The 16,598-nt window shown below is 67.9% G+C and carries 14 protein-coding genes; 8 read left to right on the plus strand and 6 right to left on the minus strand.

The genetic code is table 11. From position 1 onward, the window contains the following. Positions 1 to 37: 37 nt before the first annotated feature. The 6 genes from ACLJPD_RS27265 to ACLJPD_RS27290 are packed head-to-tail and all read right to left on the minus strand — an operon-like array spanning position 38 to position 7,760. Positions 38 to 1,288 carry an alpha-hydroxy-acid oxidizing protein gene (locus ACLJPD_RS27265; RefSeq protein WP_410875985.1) on the minus strand — a complete coding sequence of 417 codons (1,251 nt, stop codon included), beginning with the start codon at positions 1,286 to 1,288 and terminating at the stop codon, positions 38 to 40. Then, positions 1,288 to 2,739 carry a rhamnulokinase gene (locus ACLJPD_RS27270; RefSeq protein ID WP_410875987.1) on the minus strand — a complete coding sequence of 484 codons (1,452 nt, stop codon included), beginning with the start codon at positions 2,737 to 2,739 and terminating at the stop codon, positions 1,288 to 1,290. The genes ACLJPD_RS27265 and ACLJPD_RS27270 overlap by 1 nt, the downstream gene beginning before the upstream one ends. Continuing rightward, entirely contained in the window at positions 2,736 to 4,772 is a 2,037-nt protein-coding gene (locus tag ACLJPD_RS27275; RefSeq protein WP_410875989.1) for a bifunctional aldolase/short-chain dehydrogenase, read from the minus strand. The genes ACLJPD_RS27270 and ACLJPD_RS27275 overlap by 4 nt, the downstream gene beginning before the upstream one ends. Before the next feature lie 36 nt (positions 4,773 to 4,808). Continuing rightward, positions 4,809 to 5,999: an L-rhamnose isomerase gene (gene rhaI, locus ACLJPD_RS27280; protein ID WP_410875991.1), complete on the minus strand. Its 1,191-nt coding sequence runs from the start codon at positions 5,997 to 5,999 to the stop codon at positions 4,809 to 4,811. A 2-nt stretch (positions 6,000 to 6,001) separates the two neighbouring features. After that, the gene (locus ACLJPD_RS27285; RefSeq protein WP_410875993.1) at positions 6,002 to 7,360 is read right to left on the minus strand and encodes an MFS transporter; all 1,359 of its coding nucleotides are present in this window, start codon (positions 7,358 to 7,360) and stop codon (positions 6,002 to 6,004) included. A 52-nt stretch (positions 7,361 to 7,412) separates the two neighbouring features. Beyond that, positions 7,413 to 7,760: an L-rhamnose mutarotase gene (locus ACLJPD_RS27290; protein WP_410875994.1), complete on the minus strand. Its 348-nt coding sequence runs from the start codon at positions 7,758 to 7,760 to the stop codon at positions 7,413 to 7,415. A gap of 297 nt (positions 7,761 to 8,057) precedes the next feature. Between ACLJPD_RS27290 and ACLJPD_RS27295 the strand changes: the two genes are divergently transcribed. From ACLJPD_RS27295 to ACLJPD_RS27330, 8 genes are read left to right on the plus strand one after another with little or no spacing between them, the layout of a single operon-like run. Continuing rightward, positions 8,058 to 8,915 carry an MlaE family ABC transporter permease gene (locus ACLJPD_RS27295; protein ID WP_410876326.1) on the plus strand — a complete coding sequence of 286 codons (858 nt, stop codon included), beginning with the start codon at positions 8,058 to 8,060 and terminating at the stop codon, positions 8,913 to 8,915. A 1-nt stretch (position 8,916) separates the two neighbouring features. Further along, on the plus strand, positions 8,917 to 9,765 hold the full coding sequence (locus tag ACLJPD_RS27300) for an ABC transporter permease (RefSeq protein WP_410875995.1): 849 nt from the start codon (positions 8,917 to 8,919) through the stop codon (positions 9,763 to 9,765). A gap of 58 nt (positions 9,766 to 9,823) precedes the next feature. After that, positions 9,824 to 11,194 carry an MlaD family protein gene (locus ACLJPD_RS27305; protein WP_410875997.1) on the plus strand — a complete coding sequence of 457 codons (1,371 nt, stop codon included), beginning with the start codon at positions 9,824 to 9,826 and terminating at the stop codon, positions 11,192 to 11,194. 1 nt (position 11,195) lies between these two features. Then, positions 11,196 to 12,218: an MlaD family protein gene (locus tag ACLJPD_RS27310; RefSeq protein ID WP_410875999.1), complete on the plus strand. Its 1,023-nt coding sequence runs from the start codon at positions 11,196 to 11,198 to the stop codon at positions 12,216 to 12,218. Continuing rightward, entirely contained in the window at positions 12,215 to 13,246 is a 1,032-nt protein-coding gene (locus ACLJPD_RS27315; protein ID WP_410876000.1) for an MCE family protein, read from the plus strand. The genes ACLJPD_RS27310 and ACLJPD_RS27315 overlap by 4 nt, the downstream gene beginning before the upstream one ends. Further along, positions 13,246 to 14,319: an MCE family protein gene (locus ACLJPD_RS27320; protein WP_410876002.1), complete on the plus strand. Its 1,074-nt coding sequence runs from the start codon at positions 13,246 to 13,248 to the stop codon at positions 14,317 to 14,319. Before ACLJPD_RS27315 ends, ACLJPD_RS27320 begins: the two co-directional genes overlap by 1 nt. Beyond that, complete coding sequence (locus ACLJPD_RS27325) at positions 14,316 to 15,395, plus strand: MCE family protein (RefSeq protein WP_410876004.1); 1,080 nt, start codon at positions 14,316 to 14,318, stop codon at positions 15,393 to 15,395. The genes ACLJPD_RS27320 and ACLJPD_RS27325 overlap by 4 nt, the downstream gene beginning before the upstream one ends. Continuing rightward, the gene (locus tag ACLJPD_RS27330) at positions 15,392 to 16,588 is read left to right on the plus strand and encodes an MCE family protein (protein ID WP_410876006.1); all 1,197 of its coding nucleotides are present in this window, start codon (positions 15,392 to 15,394) and stop codon (positions 16,586 to 16,588) included. The genes ACLJPD_RS27325 and ACLJPD_RS27330 overlap by 4 nt, the downstream gene beginning before the upstream one ends. The last annotated feature ends 10 nt before the right edge of the window (positions 16,589 to 16,598 follow it).

Genomic DNA, 16,598 nt, shown 5'->3' on the forward strand with positions numbered 1-16,598 from the left:
CTGTCCCTCCTCGGTGTCGGGGCGTCGCCCCGGCTGCTCACCCCCGATCTTGGTCGGCCGCGGGCCGGGGAGCAAGCCTGGTCAGCTGTGTCACGTGCCGCGGTGTCAACTCCTCCAGGCAGGTGACACCGAGCAGCCGCATCGTGCGCTCCACCTGTCCCGCGAGAATCTCCACCGCGCGGTTCACGCCGGCCTCGCCGCCTGCCATCAGGCCGTAGAGGTAGGCGCGGCCGATGAGGGTGAAGCGGGCGCCGAGCGCGATCGAGGCCACGATGTCGGCACCGCACATGATGCCGGTGTCGAGGACGATCTCGGTGTCTCCGCCCAGTTCGCGGGCGACCTCGGGCAGGAGATGGAACGGAATCGGTGCCCGGTCCAGTTGGCGGCCACCATGATTGGAGAGCACGATGCCGTCCACGCCGAGATCGACCACCGCGCGCGCGTCGGCCAGGGTCTGGATGCCCTTGACGACCACCTTGCCGGGCCACTGGTCGCGGATCCAGGCCAGGTCCGCGAAGTTCACGGTGGGGTCGAACATGGAGTCGAGCAGTTCGGCGACCGTGCCGGACCAGCGGTCCAGCGAAGCGAAGGCCAGCGGTTCGGTGGTGAGGAAGTCGATCCACCAGCGCGGCCGCGGCAGCGCGTCCAGGACGGTGGCGGGGGTGAGCGCGGGCGGGATGGACATGCCGTTGCGGGTGTCGCGCAACCGCGCACCGGCCACCGGCACGTCCACTGTCACCAGCAAGGTGTCGAATCCGGCGGCGGCGGCCCGCTCGACCAGCGCCATGGATCGCTCGCGGTCTTTCCACATGTAGAGCTGAAACCAGTTGCGGCCGTGCGGGTTCGCCGCGGCCACGTCCTCGATCGAGGCGGTGCCCATGGTGGACAGCGAGAACGGGATGCCCGCCCGGCCCGCGGCCCGCGCACCGGCGTACTCGCCCTCGGTCTGCATCATCCGGGTGAAGCCGGTGGGGGCGATCCCGAAGGGCAGGGAGACCGGCCCGCCGAGCACGTCCCAGCCGGTGCTCACCTTGGACACATCGCGCAGGATCGCCGGCTGGAACTCGATGTCGAGGAAGGCCTGGCGGGCGCGGTCGAGGGAGATCTCGGCCTCGGCGGCGCCGTCGGTGTAGTCGAAGGCCGCGCGTGGTGTCCGCCGCTTGGCGATGCGGCGCAGGTCCTCGATCGTGAGCGCGGCGTCGAGGCGGCGCCCTGTCGCGTCAAGGCGCGGCTTCTTGAACCGCATCAGTGGTGCGAGATCGCGGGGTTTGGGAAGTTGCCGTTTCATCAGCCTGCTTTCTCGATGGATTCGGTACGTGGCTCGTATCGCCGTGGTGGGAAGGCGGTGCGAACCTCGGCCCGCAGTGCGTCCACGTCGCCGCGCAGCAGCCCGTGGGTGCGGGCCTGCACCAGTATGTTGCCGAGCGAGGTCGCCTCCACCGGTCCCGCCAGCACCGGCGTGCCCGCGTGCTCGGCCACCAGTCGGCACAGCAGGGTGTTGCGCGCGCCGCCGCCGACCAGGTGAATGGTGCGCACCGCGACGCCGGTCAGCTCCGCGGCCTCGCGTACCCCGGCGGCGAACGCGACGGCGAGGCTTTCCACGATGGCCCGCACCATCCGCACCGGACTATCGGGTACCGGCAGGTCTCGGCCCGCGTACCAGGCGGCGATGCGGTCGGGGATGTCGCCGGGCGCGCGGAACAGCGGATCATCGACGTCGAAGACCGCCGCCGGTGCGGGGGCGGTCGCCGCCGCGGCGAGCAACCGGGACAGGTCGACGGTGCTGTCGGTGCGCTGCCAGTGCCGCACGGATTCGCTGAGCAGCCACAGCCCCATCACATTGCGCAGGAACCGAGTTCGCCCGTCCAGACCTGCCTCGTTGGTGAAGTTGGCCGACCGGCCCGCGTCCCCGACCAAGGGCGCGGGCAGTTCCATACCGACCAAACCCCAAGTGCCACAGGAGATATAAGCGGCGGACTCCGGTGCCATAGGTACCGCGGCCACCGCGGACGCGGTGTCGTGCGAGGCCACGGTACTCAGCGTGAAGGAGCTGTCCAGCCCGAAGGCGGTGGCCACACCCGGTAGTACCGGACCCAGCGGGGTACCTGGTTCGACCACATCCGGGAAGAGGTCCGGCAGCGCCAAACGCCTCCGTAACTCGACATCCCAGGCGCCGTCGAGGCCGAGCAGGCCGGTGGTGGAGGCATTGGTCCGCTCCGTGACCGCGGTGCCGGTGAGCCAGTAGCCGAGCAGGTCCGGGATCAGCAGCGCCGAGTCGGCGACCTCGAGTGTGCCGGCGAGCTTGTCGGCCGCGAGCTGGTACACGGTGTTGAACGGCAGGAACTGTAAACCGTTGCGCCGGTACAGCTCCGCCTGGTCCACGACCATGTGCACCGCGTCGACAACGTCGGCCGTGCGGGTGTCACGGTAGTGATAGGGCAGGTTCAACGGTGCGCCGCCGCGGAGCAGACCGTAATCGACTGCCCACGAATCGATCCCGGCGCTCAGTAGACCGGGCTCGAGGCGGCTCGCCTCGGCCAGCCCGTTCGCGACGTGCCGGTAGAGGCCGGGCAGGTCCCAGTGCAGTGCCTCCCGGTCGCCGTGCCACAGCGGCAGTGGGTCGTTGGCGAAGCGGACGACCTGCCGCATCGAGATCCGGCCGGGTCCCACCCGGGCCAGCATCACCCGTCCGCTGGTGGCGCCGAGATCGACGGCGGCCACCACACCGGTGCCGGTCATCGCAGGAACGCCGCGGCGACCCCGGCGTCGACCGGCACGTGCAACCCGGTGGTGTGCGAGAACTCCGCACTGCACAGCGCGAACGCGGCATTGGCGATGTGCTCGGGCAGTACCTCCCGCTTGAGAAGGGTGCGCTGGGCGTAGAAGGCGCCCAGTTCGGCTTCCTCGACGCCGTACACCGCCGCCCGCTGCGCGCCCCAACCGCCTGCGAAGATGCCGGAGCCACGGACCACCCCGTCGGGGTTGATCCCGTTGACCTTCACACCGTGCTCACCGAGTTCGGCGGCCAGCAACCGCACCTGGTGCGCCTGGTCGGCCTTGGCCGCCGAGTACGCGATATTGCTCGGCCCGGCGAACACCGAGTTCTTCGACGAGATGTAGAGAATGTCGCCGCCCATCCGCTGGTCGATCAGCGCGCGCGCCGCCGCCTTGGACACCAGGAACGAGCCCTTGGCCATGACGTCGTGCTGCAGGTCCCAGTCCGCTTCCGTGGTCTCCAGCAAGGGCTTCGAGAGCGACAGACCCGCATTGTTGACCACCAGGTCCAGGCCGCCGAAGGCGAGCACCGCCGCGTCCACGGCGGCCTTGACCTGCCCCTCATCGGTGACGTCGACGGTGACACCGATCGCCACGTCGGCCGTGCCGATCTCGGCCGCCACCTCGGTGGCCGCGGCGCCGTCGCGGTCGGCGACCACCACGCAGGCGCCCTCGGCGGCGAGCCGCTGCGCGATCGCCTTGCCGATGCCGGAGGCCGCGCCGGTGACGAGCGCGATCCGGGTGGCCAGCGGCTTCGGCTCGGGTCGGCGGGCCAGTTTGGCTTCCTCCAGCGCCCAGTATTCGATCCGGAACTTCTCCGACTCGTCGATCGGCTGGTAGCGCGACACCGATTCGGCGCCACGCATCACGTTGACGGCGTTGAGGTAGAACTCGCCTGCCACCCGCGCGGTCTGCTTGTCCGCGCCGTAACTGAACATGCCGACGCCGGGGATCAGCACGATCGCCGGGTCCGCGCCGCGCAGGGCCGGGGAATCGGCGGTGGCGTGCCGCTCGTAGTAGGCGCGGTATTCGGCACGGTAGGTCTCGTGCAATTCGGTCAGCCGCGCCGTGCAGTCGGCCAGCGGGGCGTCGGCGGGCAGGTCGAGCACCAGCGGTGCGACCTTGGTGCGCAGGAAGTGATCGGGGCAGCTGGTGCCGAGCGCGGCCAGTCGCGGATGTTCGGCGCGAGAGAGGAATTCGAGCACCGGCGCGGTGTCGGTGAAGTGCCCGACCTGGCGCCGGTCGGTGGAGGCCAGCCCGCGCAGGAACGGTGCCAGCGCAGCCGCTTTGGCTCGGCGCTGGTCCTCGGGCAGCGCGGCGTAGCCGGGCAGCTCGGCCCCGAACGGCTCGGACTTGCCGTTGGCCGCCAGGTAGCGCTCGATGGTCGAGATGATCTCGAGCGAGTGCGACTCGGCTTCGGCGGAGGTATCGCCCCACGCGGTGATGCCGTGCCCGCCGAGGATGGTGCCGATGGCCTGCGGGTTGCTACGGCGGATCTCGGCGATATCGAGCCCGAGCTGGAAACCGGGTCGCCGCCACGGCACCCAGACCACCCGATCACCGAAGATCTTCTCGGTCAGCTCGGGGCCGTCGGCCGCGGTGGCCAGCGCGATCCCGGAATCCGGATGCAGGTGGTCCACATGTGCCGCCTCCACCAGGCCGTGCATGGCGGTGTCGATCGACGGCGCCGCGCCACCGCGCCCGTGCAGGGTGTAGTCGAACGCGGCGACCATGTCGTCTTCGCGGTCGACGCCCGGGTAGACCCCGGACAGTGCGCGCAGCCGGTCCAGCCGCAGCACGGCCAGGCCCGCTTCGGTGAGCGTGCCCAGATCGCCACCGGAGCCCTTGACCCACATCAGCTCGACGGGTTCACCGGTCACCGGGTCGGTATCGGTGCCCTTGGCGGAGGTGTTGCCGCCCGCGTAGTTGGTGTTCTTCGGGTCGGCGCCGAGCCGATTCGACCGGGCGATGAGCTCGGCGACGGTGGGGTGGGTCATGACTGGTGATTCCTCGTTTCCGATAGTCGGTGGTGTTCAGGCGCCCCAGGAGGCGGCGCCGCCGGTGCGCTCGGCGGCGAGCCGTTCCTGCTGCCCGGAGCGGGCGTAGGCGCGCATCGGGTCCTCGGGCAGGCCGCGTTCACCTCGCCAGGCGGCAAGTCGCGGCCGGACGTCGGTGTAGAAGGCGTCCATGAAGACGGCGTTGGCGCCGAGGACGTCGCCGGATTCCTGGGCCGCGGCGAGCGCGCCGACATCGATGAGCGCCACGCGTGCCGTCATCTCCTGCACGTTGAGCACCGAGCGGAGCTGACCGGGGATCTTGTCCTCGATGTTGTGGCATTGATCGAGCATCAGCGCGACACCGGTCGCCGGATCGAGGCCGCCGCCGCGCAGGACTTCGAACATGATCCGGAACAGTTGGAAGGGGTCGGCGGCGCCGACGATCAGGTCGTCGTCGGCGTAGAAGCGGGAGTTGAAGTCGAACGACCCGAGCTTGCCCAGCCGCAGCAGCTGCGCCACGATGAACTCGATATTGGTGCCGGGCGCGTGGTGTCCGGTGTCCAGGCAGACCACCGCGCGGTCCCCCAGCGCGCTCACCTGGCTGTAGGCGGTGCCCCAGTCGGGCACATCGGTCATGTACATCGCCGGTTCGAAGAACTTGTACTCCAGCACGAGCCGCTTGTCCGCGCCGACATGCTGGTAGATCGAAGCCAGCGATTCGGCGAGCCGGTCCTGTCTGGCGCGGATGTCGCCCTGGCCCGGATAGTTGGTGCCGTCGGCGAGCCAGATCTTCAGGTCCCGCGAGCCGGTCGACTCCATGATCTCCAGGCAGGCGAGGTGGTGGTCGATCGCCTTCTGCCGGATCCGCTTGTCGATGTGGGTCAGGCTGCCGAACTTGTAGTCGTCGTCCTGGAAGGTGTTGGAGTTGACCGTGCCGAGCCGGACGCCCAGGTCCTGCGCGAACCGGCCGAGTTCGCGGTAGTCCGGGACCGTGTCCCACGGGATGTGCAGTGCCACGCTGGGTGCCAGGCCGGTGAGCCGATGCACCGTGGCCGCGTCGGCGATCTTCTCCTGGACCGTGCGGGCGGTGCCTGCCGTGCCGAACACCTTGAACCGGGTGCCGGAGTTGCCGAATGCCCAGGACGGCAGTTCGATCGCGAGGGACTCCAGAACGCTGTCGATGCTCACGTGGGGTCCTCCTTCCGAAGTGGATGACGGGTTGGTCATGATCAGTGCCTGCCCAGGGGTGCGTCCTCGAGTCCACGCCCGGTCTCGACGGCGAGCCTGGAACCACTGGTCGCGGTGAGCGGTTCGCCGTAGCGTTCGATTTCGATCTCGCGCAACGTCTTTCCCTGGGTGTTCGGCGCGAACACCGCACCGATCGCCAAGGCGACCGTGAGCAGTCCGATCAGCAGCAGACCGACGACGGTGAGGCCGGTGGCGGCGAGCAGGGTCGGGAAGAAGTAGCTGAGCAGGCCGGTCGCCGAGCGCACGACGAAGAACATGAACCCCTGGGCACTGGCCCGGTAGGAGGTGGCGAACAGCTCACTGGTCCACAGGCTGTAGAAGGCCTGCGCGCCGATGCCGCTGGAGACGCCCCACAGCACCGCGAAGACCAGCAGTGTCGGCATCCCGGCGTCGGTGAAGAACACCAGCACACACCAGGCCAGCACGCCGAGCGCCGCGCCGATCACATAGAGCAACCGCTGCGAGACCCGATCGCCGTAGGCCATGAACCCGAAGTAGGTGGCCGCGACGGTGCATCCCCACACCAGCACCTGCAGCAGATTCTGCTGCACGGCGCTCTCCACACCCGCGCTCTCGTAGACCCGCGGCATGAAGATGCCCGCCTGGCCCGCGACCGTGTTCCAGAAGCCGTAGATGCCGATCAGCACGAGCAGGGCGGTGATGTTGATCCGGCGTGAGAACAGCCCACGCATTCCCCGCCCACCGGTGGTCGATCGCGCCGCCGCGCCCGCATCGGATTTCGCCTCGTCCTGCCAGATCTGGGATTCGGCCAGACCCTGCCGAATCCACCAGACCACGGCTGCCACCACGAACAGGTGCAAGAAGATCAGCCGGGAGCCGAGCAGTTCCAGCGGCGCCAGCGCGGCGGCCAACGCGAAACCGACCAGCGGCCCGACCGACCAGGCCAACTGCGCCGTCCCCACATGGCGGGCCCGGCCGTCGGTCGGCGCCTGCTCGGCGATGTAGGTCCAGGATGCGGGCACACCCGCGCCGACGGCGATGCCGGTGATCACGAACGCTGCCAGCAGCATCGCGAAGTTCATGGCGAATGTGGCGAGCAGCACGCCTGCCATATAGACGAGCAGGTCGTAGGTGTAGATCGCCTTGCGACCGAAGCGATCGCACAGCGGGCCGCCGATGCCGGCGCCGATCGCCGCGCCGAACGCGTTGGCGCTGAGCGCGGCCAGCAGGCCGACGGCGAAGTTGCTGATGCCGAACGCGTCCTGCCAGAAAGTGAGACTGGTCGCGATGGCGATGATGGAGCCCGCCTCGATGTAATTGGACATCGCGACGGAGATCGTCGCTTTCCACCCGGTGGTGGTTCGTGCGCCTACCTTCATGGTGTTCCTCAGGATCTAGCAGTGGTGATCGGAGCGGGGGCGAGCGATCGGCTCAGTCGAGATGGAAGTACTCGGTGAGACGGTGGAGGGTTTCGTCCGGTCGCGCGCCCGGCTCCGTCGGCGAGGACGGTTGGAAGTACTCAGCCATCCTCGCCTGCCAGCGTGCGTTGATCTCGGTGGCCGCCATCGCGGCCTGTGCTGCCGCGAAGTCCGGGGTCTCCAGGTAACCGACCACCAGGCCGTCCGCGGGACGAAGGAACAGCGAGTAGTTGGTCCAGCCCGCCGCACGCAGCGCGGACAACATGTCCGGCCAGACCGTGTCGTGGGCGGCGAGGTAGTCCTCGATCCGCTCCGGACGCAAGGTCAGCAGGAAACAGACTCGTTCGATGGTGTCGGGCATTCAAGTTCCGCCTCGTCATTGAAACGTTTCAATATGTGAGTGCGGTCACCGTACGCCACCAATAGTGATCCGGTCAACAGTGTCGATAACGCGACGTCGGCGAACCGGCCGACACCACGGCGACACCGCTGATCCGAGTTCCAACTTGCGTCGAATCGGCGACGCCCGGGGCAACCCCTTGATACAGTCCCAGACAGCTGACTACGGATGCGTAGATATTGCGTAAACAACCGCGTAGATCAGGGGTCAGATCCGGTCGGTCCGCTCGGCGACCACAGTGAACACGGGGTGATCGATATGGTAGCGATAGACAACAAAGCCAGTGCACCAACCGATTTCGAGCTCGTGGTCAGGTTCTGTCTCGAGTGGTGGCGCGACCATCCGCGACAGTCGGTCGAGACCGCGGGCCGCCAGGTCACGATGGCAGGGCAGGCCACCGCAGAGCTGGTCCGCGCCCTGGTGCACCGCCGCTTTCCGCTGTCCGAATTCCTCCGTCAGAGCTCATTCATGGCGGGTGTCTCAGCCACCCCGACGCTGCTGGTCGCCATCCCGATCGCGGCGATCGTGTCGATCCAGATCGGTTCGCTGGTCAGCCAGGTCGGCGCGACCACCTTCATCGGGGCGGTCAACGGCCTCGGCATCATCCGCCAGGGGGCGCCGCTGGTCACTTCACTGATGATCGCGGGTGCGGTGGGCTCGTCGATCTGCGCCGATCTAGGTTCGCGCACCATCCGCGAGGAGATCGATGCCATGCGGGTGATGGGGGTCGATCCGGTGCGCAGGTTGGTCGCGCCGCGACTGCTCGCCGCGGTGCTGGTGAGCGTGCTGCTGTGTGGCTTCGTGGTGTTCATCGGGTTCGCCACCGGTTACCTGTTCAACATCTTCATCCAGGACGGCACACCCGGTTCCTACATCAGCACCTTCGCCTCGTTCGCCGTCGCGAGCGACCTGCTGGTCGCGCTGGTGAAGGCGGCGGTGTTCGGCGCGCTCACCGCGATCATCGCCTGTGATTGCGGGCTGAACACCAAGGGTGGCCCCGGCGGTGTCGCGAACGCGGTGAATTCCGCGGTGGTCAGCTCGGCGATCGTGTTGTTCGCGGCCAATATCGCGCTCACCCAGATCTACAACACCCTGTTCCCCGCCAAGGTGCTCTGAGATGGCGAACTACCTACCGCCCCTGCTGCGTCCACTGCGCGCTGCCAACCCGTTCATCGAGGCCAACGCGAGATTGGGACACCAGGGTGTCGTCTTCGTCGAGTCGTTGCTGGCCGTTCCGTTCGTCCTTCGGCACTACCGCAAAGAGGTCGTGCGGCTGATCATCGATGTCACCTGGGGCAACGGCGCGTTGGTGGTCGGTGGCGGCACGGTCGGCGTGATCCTGATCCTGTGCGGCTTCGGTGGCATCACCGTGGGCATGGAATCGCACTCCGCCTTGGATCTGCTGACGATGAGCCCGCTCACCGGCGCGATCTCCGGTTTCGCCACCACCAGGGAGCTGGCCCCGCTGCTGGCCACCATCGCCTTCGCCGCCCAGGCGGGTTGCCGGTTCACCGCCCAGATCGGCTCGATGCGGATCGCCGAGGAGATCGACGCGCTCGAGTCGATGGCGATCCGCCCGCTGCCCTACCTGATCACCACCCGCATGCTGGCCGCGGCGGTCGCGATCCTGCCGCTCTACAGCGTCGGCATGGCCACCGCCTACCTCACCACCAAGGCCACCGCGTTCTTCCTTGGGGGCAACGGCATCGGCACTTATGACCACTACTTCCACCAGTTCCTCGACCCGGGCGACATCGTCTACTCGGTCCTCAAAGCGGTCGCGTTCGTGCTGGTCGCCACCTTCATCCAATGCCACTTCGGTTACATCGCCGCGGGCGGGCCGGAAGGCGTCGGGGTCGCGGCTGGGCGCGCGATCAAGATGACGATTATCGTCGTCGTCTTCCTCAATCTGCTTCTCACACTCGCGATCTGGGGCGTCGACCCCGGTATCCGGATCTCCGGATAGGGGGACTGCTGTGTACCCGGATCCCAGTGGACGCGGCTGGTCGCGCGGACGACTCGGCATGGCAGGGGCCGCAATGGCGCTGAGCCTGTCGGGCGTCGTCGCGCTGCTCGGGCTGCGCTACGCGGGCCATTTCGAGGAAACCGTCGCGGTGACCGCACGGATGACCAGTACCGGCGACGGGCTGCCCGCTCGCGCCGACGTGCGCTTTCGCGGACTGCTGGTCGGTGCGGTGTCGAAGGTGGAGATCGCCGAGAAGGGGCTGAGCCAGCGGGTGGCACTCGACCTCGAACCCGCTGCCGCCGTTGCTATTCCGGCCACGGTGACGGCCCGTGTCGTGCCGGCCAACATCTTCGGAGTCACCTCGATCGAACTCGTCGACAACGGCCCGGCCGCGACGCCGTTACGCGCGGGTGCTGTCGTCGAGCAGGACACCAGCCGCGCCACGGTAGCCCTGCAGACCACGCTGACCACCTTGCGCGACGTATTGAACCGCATCCAGCCGGCCAAACTCGCCCGGGTGCTGGCCACCCTGGCCGAGGCACTCGACGGTGACGCCCGGCTGCCCGGCTCCACGATCGAACGCCTCGACCAGTGGATCACCGAGGTCCGCGCGATACCCGGCATCGGTGATCTGCTCGGCGATCTCGGCGCCGCCACCGCGGCGGTGAATCAGTCCGCGCCCGAACTCGTTGACGCCCTCGGCGCATCGGTGCAGACGGCGCACACGATCACCGTGCGCCGCAACCAGGTGATCGCCCTGCTCACCTCGGCGGGCACGGCCACCGATGCCACCCAGGCTCTGTTCGCCCGCAATCCGGACGCGGGCAAGGAGCTCGTCGTCGGACTGGACGAGACATTCGGCGCGCTCGCGGCGGATCCGTCGGCGTTGAGCGACACCGTCACCGCACTCGGCGATTCCCTGAGTCGTCTCGCCACCGTGTTCAATTGGGGGCCGAGCAAGCAGATGCAGTGGGACATCACGGTCTCGTTCACACCGTTTCGCCAGTACACCGCGGCCGACTGCCCACGTTACGGCAGCCAGGCCGGACCGCGGTGCGATACCGGCAGCATCCCGGATTCCCCTGCCCCGCAGTCCTATCCGGCGCAGTTGATCCCCGGTTGGCTGTCCTCGGCCGGACCCGCGCCGATTCCCACCCTGCCCGCCCTGCCTGCCCTGCCGAATCTTCCCGCACTGCCGAACATCCCCGGACTCTCGCTCCCCGGTCTGGTGATTCCCGGCATCACCGCCCCGGCGAGTTCCGCTCCGCGACAGCCAGGGCACCGAGCCGGACCGGTGGCGCTGACCGGTCCCGCCGCGGTGGCCGCGTTCCTGGGCGAGCGCCCGAACACCACCCAGCAGCTGCTACTCGGCTCCCTGCTCACCGGTGCGACCGTGACCCTCGCACCACCATCCTCGGGAGGTTACTGAAATGCGCACCCGCACTGTCTATTTCGGGCTCACCGTCTTCGTCACGCTGGCCGTGATCGCGACCTACACGATCTGGTCGACCCTGCAACGCTCGGTGCCGGGCGACACCCATCACTACAGCGCCACCTTCACCGACGTGCTCGGCCTGCGCACCGGCGACGACGTGCGGATCGCGGGAGTGCGCGTCGGCCGGGTCGACGCGATCGACCTCGTCGACCGTCGCCATGCCGACGTGACGCTGTCGGTGCAGTCGCGCCAGCACCTGAGTACCACCACGAAAGCGCTGATCCGCTATCAGAATCTGATCGGCCAGCGCTATGTCGCGCTGGCCGTGGGCGAATCGGCGGGTACGCCGTTACCCGCGGGCGGCTCTATCCCCCTGGAACGCACGGAATCCTCGTTCGACGTCTCCGCCATGCTGTCGGGCTTCGAACCGCTGTTCAGCCTGCTGCAACCCGACGAGGTGAACTCGCTGTCGGAAACCCTGGTGCAGGCGCTGCAAGGTGACGGAGTGTCGTTGTCGGCCTTGATCACCCAGGCCGCCGCACTGGCCACGACCTTCTCCGAACGCGACGAAATCCTCGGTGCGGTGATCACCAACCTCAGCGATGTCATCACCAGCCTGGCCAACCGCAGCGGCGAACTGGAGACCCTGATCACCCAGTCCCGTGCCCTGGTCAGCGGCCTGTACGAACAGGGCGAGCTGCTCAAAGGCTCGGTCACCGGGATCGCCGAGTCGACGACGAAACTCACCGACCTCATCACCAGGGTCGCACCGGGTATGGCGCAGGCACAGCAGCAGGCGAGCGAGGCGGTGGACCTGCTGCTGTCCAACGGTGCGCGCCTTGATCAATCGGCGATCGAACTCCCGCTGATCCTGGCCGGGCTCGCCCGGATCAGCGGCAACGGCACCTATGTCAATACCTATGTCTGCGGCCTGGACGTCTCGCTGTGGGGCGTGCTGTTTCCCCGCGGACTGTTCTCCCAGGTCGGCGGCAACGAACACTCGGAGGTCTGCCGATGATCGAATACCTGCTCTCCCTGGTCCGCACGACCCTGCGCGATGCGTTCGGCAACCGCAACTTCGCCCTCGGCATCGCGGCGGGGGTCACCGTGATCGTGGGTGTCCTCGGGTCCGGGATCCTCTCGCGCGCCCACCTCGGCGAGGACACCGTCCACGCGGAATTCGCCCAGGCCGCGGGTCTGCGGACCGGCAACAGCGTCGACGTGGCCGGGATCGAAGTCGGCACGGTCACCGCCGTGCGGCTCGAACGCGATCGCGTGCTGGTCACGATGAGCGTGCGGCGCGACCTCGACGTCGGTCACGACGCGACAGCGGCGATCAAGATGTCGACCATTCTCGGCAAGATGCACGTGGAGCTGGATCCGGGAACCGACGGGCAACTATCGGGTTCCCGAATCCCGTTGTCGGCCACTACCGTTCCCTACAACCTGGCCAAAGTCGTGAACGATCCGAAGTATCGCAATTCCTTCGAGCATCTGGAACGACTCGATCCGAACGCACTGCGCGCGAGCCTGGACGCGGTGAGCACGCAACTGGGCGATTCACCGCAGCTCACCGCCAACGCGCTCGACAGCGTCGGCGCGCTGGCCAAGGTGATCGCCTCCCGGCGCGACGAGGTGAACCAGCTGCTCGGCAGCATGGATCAGGTCTCCGGACTGATCGCCGACAACCAGAACAGTGTGCTGGTGCTGCTGACCAACGGTCAGGCGATCGGCGACGCCGTCGTCGCGCGCCGCGATCTGATCAGAGAGCTGCTCGACAACATCGCCGCTGCCTCGAAGATCTTGCAGGACATGGGCATCGACGACGGCGGCAGACTCGGCCCGCTGATCCACAACCTGAACACGATGTCGCAGGGTCTGGAGAAGAACCGCGAACACCTCGACGCGCTGTATCAGGTGATGCCGGTGGCGGTCCGCCAATTCAACAACTCGTTCGCGCAGGGGCCCTACGGCGACATCTACATGCCGTGGCTGTTCCCGGACAACTGGCTGTGCCTGGCCGACGCGGTAGAAGGGTGCAAGTGATGCGCAGATTGCTCCGATGCCTCGCGCTGGTGATCGTCACCGGCATCGGCACGGGCTGTTCCTCGATCCCGGTTTCGCTGCGTCCCGACGCGGTCCACCTCACAGCGGACTTCGAAGGCGCCGCCGGCCTGTTCGTCGGCAACGATGTGTCGGTCCTCGGCGTCCCGATCGGGCGGGTCGACGCGATCGAGCCCAAAGGCGCCTTCGTCGAAGTGCGGATGACCATCGAGCCGGGCATCGAACTGCCCGCGAACGCGATGGCCGCCCTGGTCTCCCCCCAGCTCATCACCAATCGCCACGTCGAACTGACCCCCGCCTACACCGGCGACGGGCCCACCCTCGCCGACGGCGCGCATATACCGTTGGCACACACCAGGACTCCGGTCGAACTCGACCGCATCCTGCGCAATTTCGAGCAACTCGGTGCGGCGTTGCAGGGCGACAACGCGAACGGCCCGATGGCCAGCCGGGTGCTGTTCCCGATGCTCGACGGCAACGGTGACCGAATCCGCGAGACCCTCGATGCGCTCTCCACGACGTTCGAGGTGTCGCTGGCCAATCGCGACCAGATCTCGCGCACCATCGTCGAACTCAACGAGCTCACCACGATGATCGCCGGAAACGACCAGACCGTGCGGGATTTCAGCGGTCGGCTGACCGAACTCGTCGCGCTACTCGCCGAGCAGGCGCCGGGCTTGGCCGCGGTGCTCACCCAGGTGAACGACTTCATCGCCAACACCTCCACAGTGCTGGCCGAGAACCGCGCACCGCTCACCGACGCGGTGAACCGCCTGGTCACCATCACCGGCCAGATGCGCGACAACGCCCGCGGCCTGACCGAGATCGTCGATGTGACACCGCTGATGGCCGACAACTTCGCCCGCGCGGTCAGCACCGACCAGCAGGCGCTGCGGCTGCACCTGCTCACCGATAAATCGTTGCTGGACAACGAAACTCTGTCGCTGTTGTGTGCGCGGGTCGCCTTGCGAGCCGACGGGTGCCGCACAGGCAAACTCATGGACTTCGGTCCGGACTTCGGTTTGACCGCCGCACTGCTGGGACTGTCGGAATGAGCAGAGCCACTCGCCTCACCGTCACCGCGTTGGCCGCGATCAGCGTCAGCTCGTGCACGGTCACCGTCGACAATGTTCCGCTGCCGCGCCCCGGTGTCGACGGGCCCTCCTATCGCTTGCACGCGGTGTTCGACAACGCTCTCAATCTGCCCGAACGGGCCAGGGTCAAGATCGGTGGCACCGATGTCGGGGTCGTCACCAGGATCGATACGACGAACTTCCTCGCCGATGTGGAACTCGAGGTACGCCGCGATATCGCACTACCGCGGGGCACCAGAACCGAACTGCGGCAACCGACCCCCTTGGGCGACATCCACATCGCCATCGTGCTGCCCGAACACCGCCCCGGCACCCCGCTGCTCGGCGACGGCGATGTCATCGACCGCGAACACACCTCGGCGGGCGCCTCGGTCGAGGAGTTGATGATGGCGATGTCGATGCTGCTCGACGGCGGTGCCATGAACCAGGTCGCCCGGATCACCTCGGAACTGAACGCCATCGTCGGCGGACGCGGACCCCAACTGTCGCACCTGCTCACCGAACTCACCGCCACGCTCAGCGCGCTGAATCAGCGCACCGGGCAGATCGATTCGGTCCTGCACGGACTCGACGGGCTCACCGCCACCCTGCGCGCCCGCAAAGTCGAGCTCGGTCAGGCAGCCGATACCTTCCCCGAGTTGATCGCCGTGATCGCCGAGAACAACCGCGCCATCACCGATCTCACGACGAAGGTGTCCACGGTGACCGCCGCGCTCGGCGATTTCACCTCGACCACCGGCCCCGAATTCCTCAGCCTGTTCGACAGCGTGCAGGCATTGATGACCGGCTTCACTCGGATGGGGGACAACTTGGGCACCACCCTGGACCGGCTCAACACGCTCGGCCCGGTGGCGCGCACGTCGATGCGGGGGTCGAGTCTGGCGGTCGCGGCACGGATCTCCTATCTCGACATCGGCGCGCTCACCGACACCGAGGGCAGCAGACTGCCCGACGGCACCGACGTCACCGCGTTCGTCGGCAGCCTCGCCCAGGTGCTGGCCCGGGTGCTCGGTCGGCTGCAGGGCGGTCACCGATGATCGCACGCGCCGCTACCGTCGTCGTCCGGCTGGCACGCTGGGCGCAGCGCCACCGGAATGCCGGGGCCATGCTCGGCATGATCGGGATGCTCGTCATCGGATCCGGCTACATCGCCGTCGACGTGGTCGGCGTGCGGCCACTGCACACGACCTACACGGTGCGCGTCCAGCTCGACAGCTCCGGCGGCCTGCTCCCGCGCAGCAACGTCACGGTGCGCGGGGTGCGGGTCGGTACGGTACGCGCCATCGCGCTCGACGGTGCCGGCATCCTCGCTGAAGCCGAGATCGACAGCGCCACAACCATTCCCGTCGGGTCGCCGGTGGCGATCGGGCGGCTCTCGGCCGCGGGCGAACAGTATCTCGACTTCCGGCCGACCACCGGCGACGCGCCCTACCTCGCCGACGGCGCGACGGTGGCTGCCGATCAGGTGAGCACCCCGGTCACCATCGACTCGTTCCTGGACAACACCGGAGCCCTTATCGCCGGGATGAACCCGGACCGGCTCACCGTGATCGTCGACGAACTCGATCGCGCGCTGCTGGGCGGCCCCGATGTCCTGCGCAACGTGATCAGCGGTCTCAGCCAGGCGATGACCGGCCTCACCGGACTGCTCCCCCAGACCACCGAGCTGATCCGCAATCTACTGGTCATCGCCGACACCACCGCCCACGCCCAGCCCGACCTCGCCACCCTGGTACGCGGGTCGAGCGTGCTGTTCGACCAGATGAACGCCGCCGACAACGAAGTGCGCGAACTCCTCGATGCCGGTCCGGGCAGGCTCACCACACTCGGCGACGTGCTCACCGAGACCAGCGATCCCCTGACCAGCCTGGTGACCAATTTCGTCGCCATCACCCGAGCGGCCCGCTGGCGAACCCCCGCCATGTCGGCACTGTTTCCGGCCCTGCGCGCCGGTGTGGTCGCCCTCGGAATCCCGGCCCACGACAACGCCTTTCACACCATGGCGGACATCTGGCCGCGTCCCACCTGCGAGTACGAGACCATCCCGGTCTCCCCCGCCGAAGTCTCCGACGGCCGCGGCCGCCTCTACAACTACTGCGTCACCAGCCATCCCGAGTTGCAGGTCCGCGGATCGGCGAACGCCCCGCGCCCCGCCGGACCCGACAACGGATCGGGCCCACCGCCCGGCGTCACCGGCGACGAGCTCTCCGTCCCCCTGCCCGCCAACTGACTCCTACCTA

Origin of the sequence: Nocardia sp. A7 (genome assembly GCF_046549215.1) — a bacterium.
GTDB lineage: Bacteria > Actinomycetota > Actinomycetes > Mycobacteriales > Mycobacteriaceae > Nocardia.